This window comes from Methylobacterium sp. J-092, assembly GCF_022829325.1.
GTDB lineage: Bacteria > Pseudomonadota > Alphaproteobacteria > Rhizobiales > Beijerinckiaceae > Methylobacterium.
The window spans coordinates 18,969-31,150 of the sequence record NZ_JAKSXU010000200.1; the positions used below are offsets into that span (position 1 = coordinate 18,969).

Annotated in this window: 9 protein-coding genes and 1 other RNA gene; 6 read left to right on the forward strand and 4 right to left on the reverse strand. The window is 72.4% G+C overall.

Annotated elements, in window-relative coordinates; translation table 11 throughout:
* Nucleotides 1–66 precede the first annotated feature (66 nt).
* An RNA gene (gene ffs / locus MKK60_RS24155) (signal recognition particle sRNA small type) lies at nt 67–165 on the reverse strand.
* 100 nt (nt 166–265) lie between these two features.
* Nucleotides 266–1,540 (reverse strand): O-antigen ligase family protein, encoded by a 1,275-nt coding sequence (locus tag MKK60_RS24160; protein ID WP_243988856.1) that lies wholly within the window; start codon nt 1,538–1,540, stop codon nt 266–268.
* Nucleotides 1,541–1,758: 218 nt separating this feature from the next.
* On the opposite strand from MKK60_RS24160, the gene MKK60_RS24165 reads away from it, so the two are divergent.
* Complete coding sequence (locus MKK60_RS24165) at nt 1,759–2,640, forward strand: polysaccharide deacetylase family protein (RefSeq protein ID WP_243988857.1); 882 nt, start codon at nt 1,759–1,761, stop codon at nt 2,638–2,640.
* Nucleotides 2,641–2,777: 137 nt separating this feature from the next.
* Here the strand turns inward: MKK60_RS24165 and MKK60_RS24170 are convergent, their stop codons facing one another.
* Nucleotides 2,778–3,464: a YoaK family protein gene (locus tag MKK60_RS24170; protein ID WP_243932591.1), complete on the reverse strand. Its 687-nt coding sequence runs from the start codon at nt 3,462–3,464 to the stop codon at nt 2,778–2,780.
* A 222-nt stretch (nt 3,465–3,686) separates the two neighbouring features.
* On the opposite strand from MKK60_RS24170, the gene addA reads away from it, so the two are divergent.
* From addA to fghA, 3 genes are all read left to right on the forward strand, one after another.
* Nucleotides 3,687–7,139: a double-strand break repair helicase AddA gene (addA, locus tag MKK60_RS24175; RefSeq protein ID WP_243988858.1), complete on the forward strand. Its 3,453-nt coding sequence runs from the start codon at nt 3,687–3,689 to the stop codon at nt 7,137–7,139.
* 227 nt (nt 7,140–7,366) lie between these two features.
* Nucleotides 7,367–8,503 (forward strand): S-(hydroxymethyl)glutathione dehydrogenase/class III alcohol dehydrogenase, encoded by a 1,137-nt coding sequence (locus tag MKK60_RS24180; protein ID WP_243934096.1) that lies wholly within the window; start codon nt 7,367–7,369, stop codon nt 8,501–8,503.
* Between the two features lie 110 nt (nt 8,504–8,613).
* The gene (fghA, locus tag MKK60_RS24185) at nt 8,614–9,447 is read left to right on the forward strand and encodes an S-formylglutathione hydrolase (protein ID WP_243934098.1); all 834 of its coding nucleotides are present in this window, start codon (nt 8,614–8,616) and stop codon (nt 9,445–9,447) included.
* 201 nt (nt 9,448–9,648) lie between these two features.
* On the opposite strand, the gene MKK60_RS24190 is transcribed toward fghA, so the two are convergent.
* The gene (locus MKK60_RS24190) at nt 9,649–9,894 is read right to left on the reverse strand and encodes a hypothetical protein (RefSeq protein WP_243932594.1); all 246 of its coding nucleotides are present in this window, start codon (nt 9,892–9,894) and stop codon (nt 9,649–9,651) included.
* Nucleotides 9,895–10,070: 176 nt separating this feature from the next.
* Between MKK60_RS24190 and MKK60_RS24195 the strand changes: the two genes are divergently transcribed.
* Nucleotides 10,071–11,129 carry a YeiH family protein gene (locus MKK60_RS24195; protein ID WP_243932820.1) on the forward strand — a complete coding sequence of 353 codons (1,059 nt, stop codon included), beginning with the start codon at nt 10,071–10,073 and terminating at the stop codon, nt 11,127–11,129.
* 77 nt (nt 11,130–11,206) lie between these two features.
* A complete protein-coding gene (locus MKK60_RS24200; protein WP_243988859.1) occupies nt 11,207–12,145 on the forward strand; it encodes a dihydrodipicolinate synthase family protein in 939 nt (312 codons plus the stop codon).
* Nucleotides 12,146–12,182 lie beyond the last annotated feature (37 nt).

Sequence of the window (12,182 nt, forward strand, 5' to 3'; positions counted from 1 at the left end):
GCTCTTCGCGGTCGTGCCTTGGCCGCCGCTGCGGGCCGATCGACCCGCGGTTCCTGCGGTGGAACGAGGTGGGAGGCTGGACGAAGACCCGCTCGGTCTCGTTAGGGCTGCTTCCTTCCGGACCTGACCCGGTTGGCGAGTGAAACGTCCCTCGCCAACCTCCCGCGGCCTATATGGCGGGAGCTTCCGGCGATGGCAAGCGGGCGGGGCGCCGGGTCCCCGGCTGCAACCCCCGGCGTCGACGGCCGGGCCGGACGCGGCGCAATCAGGCCTGCGCGCCCGCCGGATCGCCGCTCCGCGTCATCGCGGAGGCCGCGAGCACGAGGGCGAAGCCGAACAGGAACACCTGGTTGATCGACAGCTCCTCGAACATCAGCGAGGGCACCATGAACAGCACCGTGTAGAACGGGAGCGGGCCGAACCGCTGGGGGGCGAGGACGATCCGGACCGTTCCGGCCAGGAAGGCGAGCACGACGAGGACGCCGCTCTGGAGCGCGAGGGTGACGACGGCGTTGTGCGGCGTGCCGACGCCGGCCATCATCAGCAGCTGGTTCTCCTTGGAGACGTTGCCGAGGCCGAACGGATGGGCGGCGGCAAGCTGCAGCCCGGCCGCGGTCGAATCGAGACGCTCGAGGATGTTGCTGTCGGCGTGGCTGTCCGCGACGAACCGCTTCTCGATCGCCGACTGGAGCTGCTCGGGGACGGGGGCATAGCCGGTGGCGCTGAACAGCATGACGAGCCCGCAGATGGCGGCGGCCCCCAGCAGCACGGCGTAGACGCTGACGCTCTTCCGGAGGATCAGCCCGAGTACGATCGCCGGCAGGAAGAGCCCGGCGCGGTTGTTGGTCAGCGGGAAGCTGACAAGCAGCGCGGCGAAATACGCGATGTAGATCGCGCTGCGGCCGGTGCGGTGCCAGAGGTAGGCCGCAGCGGCGCCGGCGAACGCGAAGACGTGCCCGGTCTCGTTGCCGGCGGCCCACAGGCCGCCGAGCTTGTCCTTCATGAACAGGACGAGTTCCGGCTCAAGGCCGTCGGTCGGCACCGCGAGCCCGACGCCGATGAGGTCGATGCCGGCCGAGGCTGCGACCAGGACCAGGAGCGACCCGGCGAAACCTCCGAGCGTGCCGGCCGCGAAGCTGTCGGCGCCCGCCGGATCGCGGAGCAGGATCACGAGCTGCGTCGCCTGGACGAAGTACAGAAGCAGCACCAGGGTCAGGTACAGGTCGCCCTGCTGGACGTCGGCCTTCGCCAGCAGCGAGGCGACGAGCAGCATGACGACCACCCCGATCGGCAGGGCCCGCGCCAGGAGCGTGGACAGGATGCGCGGGCGGAGCAGGAAGTACGGGATCGTCAGGAAGGGCAGCGCGTCGGACAGGCGCATGAACGGCAGCCCGAAGGTCGAGATCAGCACGTTGAACTGCAGCGCGAAGCCGACGCCGAGGATCACGAGCCGGTCGAGACGGCTCAGGGACGCGCCTCCGGACACTGCAACCGCACGCTGCGGCTCGGCCGGGACGATTCCTCCCTTGGCGATCCGCATGCACGCCTCCTCGAAGACCGGCACCCTCGGCGACCGGAGAGGGCCGACCTTGCACGGGATACGTTTGGAAAGGCTTGCGACGGCGGACGAAGAGAAGGGCTGATCCCGGCTGGCCGGCGGGCGCTGCGGATTGCACGTCGCCGCTCCGTTGCCCCCCGCCCCTTCTACCCCATGTCCCGTCGCAGCATCCCCGAGTGCGTTCGGAAACCGGAGGACGGATGGACAGTTCGAAGGGCCACGGCCGCTACGGCTACAGCGCGCTGCCGGACCGGCCGCTCTACGACTGGCCTGATGGCCGGCGCCTGGCGGTCTACGTCGCGCTTAACCTCGAGACCTTCGATTTCGGATCGGGGCTCGGCGCCGAGCTCGCCCCCGGCGGGCCGCAGCCCGACGTGCTGAACTACGCCTGGCGCGACTGGGGCAACCGGGTCGGGGCGTGGCGGATCAAGGCGATGCTCGACGCGCTCGCGCTGCCGGCGAGCGTCCTGGTCAACAGCCGCCTCTATGCGGATTGCCCCGGCCTGATCGAGGCCTTCCGCGCCCGCGGCGACGAGATCGTCGGGCACGGCCGCACCAACGCCGAGCGCCAGGGCAGCCTCGACGAGGCGGGCGAGCGCGCGCTGATCGCCGAGGCGACGGCGCTGCTGACCGAGCACGAGGGCCGCCCGCCCGCCGGCTGGCTCGGCCCGTGGATCTCGCAGTCGACGGCGACGCCCGACCTCCTGGCCGAGGCGGGCTACCGCTACCTGCTGGACTGGGCACACGACGACCAGCCGACGTGGTTCGGGACCCGCGACGGCGGCCGCATCCTCTCGCTGCCCTATCCGCAGGAGCTGAACGACATCCCGGCGATCGTCGCCCGCAAGGAGACCGGGCGGCAATTCGCCGACGCGATCTCCGACGCCTTCGACGAGATGCTGGAGCAGTCGCGCCACGCGCCGCTGGTGATGGGGATCGCGCTCCACCCCTACATCGTCGGCCAGCCGCAGCGCCTGCGCCCCCTGCGCGCGGTGCTGGCTCGCATCGCCGCTCACCGCGACACGGTCTGGCTCACCACCGCGGGCGCGATCGCCGAGCACGCGGTGCAGGTGATGGGCTGAGGCGGTCCCGTCGCGACGGGACCAGCACGGAGGACGGCGCCGCCTGACGTGAGGGCCTGGAGGCTCGCCGCGAGTGGTGAACCGGGGTCGGCGTCTCAACCGAACGCGGATGGTCCGCGCATAACCCGACGCACCGGTCATCGCGGCGGGGTCGGGTCCGGAACGGCCAGCAACCCGATCAGCACCAGGGCCGGCACGAGCACGCACCAGAAGGACAGGGCGGCGACCCCGAACGCGCCGGCCAGGGCACCTGCCGCGAAGGCCAGCACCGCGGACAGCGTGCGCCGCAGGCGGGCGCCGGCCTGCGCGCCGAGCTTGGTCCCGCACAGGTGATCGGTGATGTCGATGACGGCCTGCGTGACGTTCACGGTCATCACCGTCGTCGCGGCGAGGTGGCCGATCACCAGGCGCCCGATGCCGTTCTGGATGCCCATCGCGGCGACCCCGAGCATGCCGATGCCGATCGCCCGCGCGCCGTCCGGCGAGCCGAGCGGCGACAGGGCCGCGCCGAAGATCGCGAAGGCGATCAGGACGGCCGCCTCGAGGGCCAGCAAGGGGCGCAGCGGCGACGTCCCGCGCCGCTCCAACGCCAGGGCGATCAGGCGCGTGAGCGCGACGGCCAGGATGAAGGTCGGCAGGGCGAGCAGCTTGGCGAGGACGCCGGTCGAGGTCGAGACCAGCTCCGCGCCGATCAGGACGAAGTTGCCGGTGACGTGGGCGGTGAACAGGCCGGTCAGGGCGATGAAGGCGGCGGCGTCCACGAAGCCGGCGACGAAGGCGAGCCCGACGCCGATCACGGCGTCCCTGAGCGATGGGGTGAACACGATGCCTTGCTCTCCTGCCCGTCCGAGCCGGTCGCCGCTCACCATCCGCCGAGCGCCCGGGGCGCGGACCTTCCAGGCGTCCGGGCCGGACCGCAAGCGGGCGCTCGCCGGGCCGAGCCCAGGCCGCGACACCGCCTCGCCGCGGCCGCGCTTGCGATCCGCGCGCCCACGCCCGATGGTCCGCCCGTCGCGGGCCGCGGGGCGGCCCCTGGGGATGCGTTCATGAGCCGCCAAGCGGGCGAGGCCTTCGTCGTCGATCCCGGAACCGAGGACGCGCAGCGCCGCGCCGCCGACCCGCGCGCCTCGGCCTGGGTCTCGGCCAATGCCGGGGCCGGCAAGACTAAGGTGCTCACCGACCGGGTGGTGCGCCTGCTGCTCGACGGGGCCGCGCCGTCGCGCATCCTGTGCCTGACCTTCACCAAGGCCGCCGCCGCCAACATGTCGATCCGGATCTTCCGGACGCTGGGGCGGTGGGTGACCCTCGGCGACGCGGCGCTGTCGGCCGAGCTCGCCGCGCTCACGGGGCGCACCGCCTCGCCGACCGACCTCGATGCGGCGCGGCGCCTGTTCGCCCGCGCGGTCGAGACGCCGGGCGGGCTGAAGATCGAGACGCTGCACGCCCTGTGCGAGCGGCTGCTGCACATGTTCCCGTTCGAGGCCAACGTGCCCGCCCGGTTCGCGGTGCTGGACGAGAACCTGTCGCGCGAGATGTTCGCCAACGAGACCGACCAAGTGCTGGCCGCCGCAATCGGCGGCGACGCGCGGCTCGGCCACGCCCTCGACCTCGTGACGCCGGAGGCGACGGGCGATGCGCTGCGCAAGGCGATCCGGCAGGCCATGGCCGCGCGCACGGTGCTGGCCGCGCGGGGCGGGCTGACGCGGCAATTCGCCCGGCTCGGCACCGCCCTCGGCCTCGCCGCGGGCCAGACCGACGCGTCGCTGGTGGAGACGATCCTGAACGGCGGGATCTCCGACAAGCCGGCCTTCGCCGAGCGCCTGCGCACCGGCAAGGCGACCGACGAGAAGCTCGCCGACGGCCTGCTCGCGGCCGAGGCCGCCGACGGCCGGCCGGAGGCGCTCGACCTCTATCGCGCGGTGTTCTTCACCGCCAAGGACGAGCCGAAGGCCGACAAGAGCCTGGGCACCAAGGCGGTCCCCGAGGACGTGCGCGCGGCGCTGATCGACGAGCGCGACCGGCTCGCGCCGCTGTTCGACGCCCTGCGCAGCGCCCGGGCGCTCGCCCGCACCGAGGCGCTGTTCACCCTCGCCGCCGAGATCCACCGCCGGATCGAGGCGCAGAAGGCCAAGCTCGGGGCGCTGGATTTCGACGACCTGATCCACAAGACCCTCGACCTGCTCGCGCGGGTCGACGCCGCCTGGGTGCTGTACAAGCTCGACCGCGGCGTCGACCACGTGCTCGTGGACGAGGCGCAGGACACCAACCCGCAGCAATGGCAGATCCTCGACCGGATCACCGCCGAGTTCGCCACCGGCGCCGGCGCGCGCGAGACCCTGCGCACCCGCTTCGCCGTCGGCGACCCCAAGCAGTCGATCTACAGCTTCCAGGGCGCCGAGCCGCGCGAGTTCGCGACGATGCACGGCAAGTGGAAGGGCGAGGCGCGCTCGGCCAAGCTCCGGTTCGAGGACGTCGACCTGAAGCTGTCGTTCCGCTCGACCCTCGGCGTGTTGCGGGCGGTCGACGCCACCTTCCACCTGCCCGAGCACTACGACGGCCTCGGCTTCGACGATGCGGCGGTCGGCACCGTCCACACCACGGCGCGGGCCGGCGCGCCCGGCACCGTCGAGCTGTGGCCGATCGCCGAGCCGGTGGAGGAGGTCGAGCCCGACGCCTGGGCCGCGCCCGTGGACGCGCCGGAGGCCAACGCGCCGGCGATCGTCACCGCGCGCCGGATCGCCCGCGCGGTGCGGACCTGGGTCACTGCGGGCGACACCAGCGGCCGGGTCTGGCGGCCGGGCGAGGTGCTGGTGCTGGTGCGCAAGCGCGGGCCGGCCTTCGAGGAGGTGATCCGCGCGCTGAAGGGCGCCGGCGTGCCGGTCGCCGGCCAGGACCGGCTCGACGTCGGCGCGCACATCGCGGTGGCCGACCTCGTCTCGATCGGCCGCGCCGGGCTGCTGCCCGCCGACGACCTGACGCTGGCCTGCGCGCTGAAGACGCCGCTGGTCGGGCTCACCGACGAGGATCTCGTCCGCATCGCCGCCGGCCGCGACCGGTCCGAGACGCTGGAGGACGCGCTCGCCCGGCATGCGGACGCGGGCGACCCGGCCGCGATCGTCGGGCGCGAGGCGCTGGCCGGCTGGATCGCGGCCGCCGGCGCGCAGGGGCCGTTCGGGTTCTACGCCGCCCTGCTCGGGCCGGGCGAGGGCCGGGCCCGCCTCGTCGCGCGCCTCGGCGGCGAGGCGGGCGACGCGATCGACGTGTTCCTGCTCGGCGCGGCGCAGGCCGAGGCGGGCGCGGACGCACCCTCGCTCGCCGGCTTCCTGGCGCGCTACTGCGCCGGCGGCCGGGGCGAGGCCGGCCACACGGTCAAGCGCGACATGGAATCCGGCCGCGACGAGGTCCGGGTGATGACCGTGCACGGCGCCAAGGGCCTGGAGGCTCCGGTGGTGGTGATGATCGACGGCTGCGAGGCGCCGGGCGGCAACGACCCGCCGCTGCTGGCGATGCCGGGCGACGTCCCGCCGGTCTGGTCGAGCGCGAAGCCCTACGATTCCGAGGCGATCGGCGCGGCGCGAGAGACCCTGCACGCGCGGGCGCGGGAGGAGCACAACCGCCTGCTCTACGTGGCGATGACGCGGGCCGCCGACCGGCTCGTGGTCGCGCCGTTCCGCGGCCAGACGCCGGTGGGCCCGACCGCCTGGTGCGAGATGATCCGCACCGGGATGGTGCAGGCCTTCGGCGAGGGCGAGGCGGTGGAGACCGCCTACGGGCCGGCCACCCTGTGGCGGGACGGATCTGGGCCGGAGACCGGGACCGCGCCGGCCGAGGCGGCGCCCGAGCCCGGCGCTCTGCCGTCCTGGCTGCGCGAGCCGGTCGCGGCCGAGGCGGCCCCGGCGCCGCCGATCAGCCCGTCCGGCGCGATGCGCGCGGCCGACGGCGAGCGCCAGATCCCGCCGCGGCAGGCCGATACCGAGGCGCGCCGGCGCGGCAAGCTGATCCACGCCCTGCTGGAGCACCTGCCGCGCCTCGACCCGGCCGCCCGCGAGAGCGCCGCGACCGCCTTCGTGGTCGCCCGCGCGCCGTCCTTCTCGCGCCCGAAGCGCGCGGCGATCGTGCAGGCGGCCCTGAACCTCATCGCGACGCCGGACCTCGCGCCGCTCTTCGCCCGCGAGGCGCGGGCCGAGGTCAGCCTGTCGGGGCGGGTCGTGGTCGCGGGCATCGAGAGGCCGGTCTTCGGCCGCATCGACCGCCTCGCGGTCGCCGACGGCACGGTGCGGCTCGCCGACTTCAAGACCGGGCGCCCGCCCGCCGAGGGCGCGCCGCCGCCGCGGCCCGAGACCGCGCAGATCGCCCTCTACGCCCGCCTGCTCGCGCGGATCTACCCGGACCACGCGATCCGCCCGATGCTGGTCTGGACCTCGGGACCGGTGATCCGGCTCCTGAGCGAGGCGGAGATCGCGGAGGCGCTGGCCGGGCTCGGGCTGGCCGCAGCGTGACGCGGCCGCACGCGGCAGGGTCCTGAGCGGCCGGGTCCTGAGCGCCCGGGTCCGCGCCTGCGGCGGGGTCCCCCTGCGGAAATGGCGGTTGCGTCTGGGGCCGAGAACCAGCATCAGGCGTCTCGTATTTCGGGCCGTTCGGATCGCCGCCGCCAGGTGGAGCGATCCGAAGCGCCGTCGCCTGTCGACGCCGTCCGTTATCGTCCAGGCACAGGGAACCCGACATCATGAAGACGCGCGCAGCCGTGGCGTGGGAGGCGAAGAAGCCGCTCACGATCGAGACCATCGACATCGAGGGGCCGAAGGCCGGCGAGGTCCTCGTCGAGGTGATGGCCACCGGCATCTGCCACACCGACGCCTACACCCTCTCGGGCCTCGACTCGGAGGGCAAGTTCCCGGCGATCCTCGGCCACGAAGGCGCGGGCATCGTCCGCGAAATCGGCGCCGGCGTTACCGACCTGAAGGTCGGCGACCATGTGATCCCGCTCTACACGCCCGAATGCCGCGGCTGTAAGTCCTGCCTGTCGCAGCGCACCAACCTCTGCACCGCGATCCGCGCGACGCAGGGCCAGGGCGTGATGCCCGACGGCACCAGCCGCTTCTCCTGCGTCTCCACCGGCGGCAGCCCGGGCGGGTCCGACACCCTGTTCCACTACATGGGCTGCTCGACCTTCTCGAACTTCACCGTGCTGCCGGCGATCGCGCTGGCGAAGATCCGCGAGGACGCCCCCTTCGACAAGGTCTGCTACATCGGCTGCGGCGTCACCACCGGCATCGGCGCGGTGATCTACACCGCGAAGGTCTGGCCCGGCGCCAACGTCGTGGTGTTCGGCCTCGGCGGCATCGGCCTCAACGTGCTCCAGGCCGCGCGGATGGTGGGGGCCGACAAGATCATCGGCGTCGACATCAATCCCGACAAGCAGGAGATGGCGCGCAAGTTCGGGATGACGCACTTCATCAACCCGAAGGAGGTCGGCAACGATCACGTCGTCGCGGCGATCCTCGACGCCACCGGCGGCGGCGCCGACTTCTCGTTCGACTGCACCGGCAACGTCAACGTGATGCGCCAGGCGCTCGAGTGCTGCCACCGCGGCTGGGGCGAGTCGATCGTCATCGGCGTGGCGGAGGCCGGCAAGGAGATCTCGACCCGCCCGTTCCAGCTCGTCACCGGCCGCGTCTGGAAGGGCTCGGCCTTCGGCGGGGCGCGGGGCCGCACCGACGTGCCGAAGATCGTCGACTGGTACATGGAGGGCAAGATCAACATCGACGACCTGATCACCCACACCATGCCGCTCGACGAGATCAACCACGGCTTCGACCTGATGCACGAGGGCAAGTCGATCCGCTCGGTGGTGCTGTACTAGGACCGACACTCGGACCGACGCGCGCTTCCCTCCCTCCTCTGCGGGGGAGGGAGGAGCCTGTATCGACCCATCGGCCGGTAACGGCCCCAGAGCCCCCAGGAGATCACCCCATGGAAACCGTCTCGAAGGCCCTCTCGCACGGTGGCGTCCAGGGCGTGTACAAGCATGACGCGACGACCACCGGCTGCCCGATGACCTTCGCGGTCTTCGTGCCGCCCCAGGCCAAGGACGGCCCGGTGCCGGTGCTGTGGTACCTCTCGGGGCTGACCTGCACCCACGCCAACGTCATGGACAAGGGCGAGTACCGGCAGGCCGCCGCCCGCCACGGCGTGATCGTCGTCGCGCCCGACACCTCGCCCCGCGGCGAGGGCATTCCCGACGAGGCCGGCAACTGGCAGTTCGGCTCCGGCGCGGGCTTCTACCTCGACGCAACGCAGGCACCCTATTCCGCGAACTACCGGATGTGGAGCTACGTCACCGAGGAGCTTCCGGCGCTGGTCGCGAAGAACTTCCCCGCCGACATGAGCCGCCAGGGCATCTTCGGCCACTCGATGGGCGGGCACGGCGCGCTCACCATCGCGCTGACCTATCCCGACCGCTTCAAGTCCTGCTCGGCCTTCGCGCCGATCGCCCAGCCCTCCACGGCGGGCTGGTCGAAGCCGGCCTTCGAGAAGTATCTCGGCACGGACTCGGCAGCCTGGCGCGCCCACGACGCCACCGCGCTGATCGAGGACGGGCACCGCTTCCCCGAGTTCCTCGTCGACCAGGGCACCGCCGACAGCTTCCTTCAGGACGGGCTGCGGCCGTGGCTGCTGGAAGAGGCCTGCAAGAAGGCCGGCATCGCGCTGACCCTCAACATGCGCGAGGGCTACGACCACTCCTACTTCTTCATCTCCAGCTTCATGGACGACCACATCGCCTGGGCCGCCGCCCGGCTGAAGTGACAAAAAACCCTCCCGCGATCGGGCGATCGCGGGAGGGTTTTTGCTTTCGGCGTCGTCACGACGGCTCACGCCGCGACGGCACGCGTCGAACGATGATCGCGGTCGTCCCATCCATGAGGCCTTCGGCGGACGTCGGGCCTCGACGTGCAGGACGAGAGGGATGGACCGCGTCGCGGTGTCCCCCCGGCGGCCGGCCTGAAATCAGCGCAGGGCCGTGACCTGCACGGGCGCCGCGTCCGCGACCTGCGACGGGGCCTGATCCGCCAAGTAGATCCGGCCGCCGACGAACAGAAGCGCCAGAGCCCAGAACACCAGGGCCGCACGGCGCGTCTCGCGGTAGCTGCCGGCTGCGCCGACGGCCTTCGCATCGACGCAGGCGCGCGGCATCTCCATCGGCTCGCCGAAGGGATCGTAGGCGGTCGTGCGCTGGTCGAGCTGGGCGGTCATGACGGGAGATGTCGCGCTTGGCCGCCGCCGGATCAATGGTTGCGTCTTCCGAAGATTCCTTGACAAAGAGAGGCTTCTTCTCCGTCGGATCGCCGGTGTGGAAGTTCGTTCCTCAACGCATCCCCGGGTGCGGAATTCGCCGAGCGAGAGGCCGCGTGACCGCAGACTCGAAGCCGATGACCCCGCCCGCGCACGCTGCGCCCACGGTCGCCGCCGGCCCGTTCGCGCTGCTGCCGGGCATCCTCGTCTGCGTCGCGATCACCGGGATCGCGATGGGCGTGCAGGCGGTCGAGGAGCGCGCGCTCGACCATCCGTATATCGAGGCGCTGGTGATCGCGATCCTGCTCGGCATCGCGCTCCGCAGCGCGTGGGTGCCGGGGGCGCGCTTCCGCAGCGGCATCGCCTTCAGCGCCAAGCAGCTGCTCGAGCTCGCCGTGACGCTGCTCGGCGCCTCCCTGAGCCTCGGGGCGATCGTCGCCTCCGGCCCGGCGCTGCTCACCGGCATCGTCGGCACGGTGATCCTGACGATCGCGGCGAGCTACGGCATCTGCCGCCTGCTGGCGCTGCCGGCGCGGATGGCGATCCTCGTCGCCTGCGGCAACGCGATCTGCGGCAACTCGGCGATCGCCGCCGTCGCCCCGGTGATCGGGGCCGACAACAAGGACATCGCCGCCGCGATCGCCTTCACCGCCGTGCTCGGCGTGCTGATGGTGCTCGGCCTGCCGCTGTTCGTGCCGTTGGCCCACCTGTCCGACAACCAGTACGGCGTGCTCGCCGGGCTCACCGTCTACGCGGTGCCGCAGGTGCTGGCCGCCACCGTGCCGGTGAGCCTCGTCAGCACCCAGGTCGGCACCCTGGTCAAGCTGGTGCGCGTGCTGATGCTCGGCCCGGTGGTGCTCGCCTTCTCGCTGATCGCCCGCCGGCTGCCGGCCGAGGGCGGCGCGGCGGCCCGGCCCGGGCGCCTGAGCCTGACCAAGCTCGTGCCGTGGTTCATCGTCGGCTTCCTGGTGCTGGCGAGCCTGCGCTCCCTCGGCCTGATCCCCGACGCGGCCGCGCTTCCGCTGACGAGGCTCGCCGGCATTCTCACCATCGTCTCGATGGCCGCGCTCGGCCTGGGCGTCGACGTGCGCATCCTCGCGCGCGTCGGCGGACGCGTCACCGCCGCCGTCACCGGCTCGCTCCTCGTGCTCATCGGCATCAGCCTCGTGCTGATCCGGGCCCTCGGCATCGCCTGAGCGGCTGCGACGCCACCGCCGAGTCGGTCTATCGTCCGCGTTCCTCGGCCCGACGCCGTCACGAAGGATCAAACCCCATGCGCCTCGATGCCTCCGAACGCGGCGTCTTTCCGATCGCCCCGACGCCGTTCCACCCGGACGGCCGCATCGACCACGACTCGATCGACCGGCTGACCGACTTCTACGCCGCGAACGGCGCCACCGGCCTCACCGTGCTCGGAGTGATGGGCGAGGCGCCCAAGCTCGACCCGGGCGAGGCGCTCGACGTCGCCCGACGCTTTATCGTGCGGGCGAAGGGCCTGCCGGTGATCGTCGGCGTCTCGGCGCCGGGCTTCGCCGCGATGGCGTCGCTGGCCCGCAGCGCGATGGATGCGGGCGCGGCCGGGGTGATGATCGCGCCGCCCAGTTCCCTGCGCACGGACGACCAGATCGTCGCCTACTACGCGCAGGCCGCCGAGGCGATCGGCGCCGACGTGCCGTTCGTGATCCAGGACTATCCCCTCACCTTCACCGTGGTGATGACGCCGGGCGTGATCCGCCGGATCGTCAACGACAACCCGGCCTGCCGGATGCTCAAGCACGAGGACTGGCCCGGGCTCGAGAAGATCTCAACTTTGCGCGGCTTCGAGGCGGAGGGCTCGATGCAACACATTTCGATCCTGTGCGGCAACGGCGGCCTGTTCCTCGATTTCGAGACCGAGCGCGGCGCCGACGGGGCGATGACCGGCTACGCCTTCCCCGACATGCTCGCCGACGTGGTCCGCCTGTCGGCCGCCGGCGAGCGCGACGCCGCCCACGACCTGTTCGACGCCCATCTGCCGCTGCTGCGCTACGAGCAGCAGCCCGGCATCGGGCTGGCGGTGCGCAAGTACGTCATGGCGCGCCGCGGGCTGGTCGCCTCCGCCGCCCAGCGCAAGCCCGGCGGCACGCTGGGCCCGAAGGCGGTCGCCGAGGTCGAGTACCTGCTCGGCCGGCTCGCCCGCCGCGATCCCCGCGCGGCGCTGGCGCCGGTCTGAAGCCTCGGTTCGCCGACGGATCGATTCGGAGGCTGCT

Bases quoted from the DNA above. Each gene is read 5' to 3' on its own strand.
- MKK60_RS24200 (WP_243988859.1), top strand. From the start codon at position 11,207: ATGCGCCTCGATGCCTCCGAACGCGGCGTCTTTCCGATCGCCCCGACG.
- fghA (WP_243934098.1), top strand. From the start codon at position 8,614: ATGGAAACCGTCTCGAAGGCCCTCTCGCACGGTGGCGTCCAGGGCGTG.
- MKK60_RS24165 (WP_243988857.1), top strand. From the start codon at position 1,759: ATGGACAGTTCGAAGGGCCACGGCCGCTACGGCTACAGCGCGCTGCCG.
- MKK60_RS24195 (WP_243932820.1), top strand. From the start codon at position 10,071: ATGACCCCGCCCGCGCACGCTGCGCCCACGGTCGCCGCCGGCCCGTTC.
- MKK60_RS24190 (WP_243932594.1), bottom strand. From the start codon at position 9,894: ATGACCGCCCAGCTCGACCAGCGCACGACCGCCTACGATCCCTTCGGC.
- addA (WP_243988858.1), top strand. From the start codon at position 3,687: ATGAGCCGCCAAGCGGGCGAGGCCTTCGTCGTCGATCCCGGAACCGAG.
- MKK60_RS24160 (WP_243988856.1), bottom strand. From the start codon at position 1,540: ATGCGGATCGCCAAGGGAGGAATCGTCCCGGCCGAGCCGCAGCGTGCG.
- MKK60_RS24180 (WP_243934096.1), top strand. From the start codon at position 7,367: ATGAAGACGCGCGCAGCCGTGGCGTGGGAGGCGAAGAAGCCGCTCACG.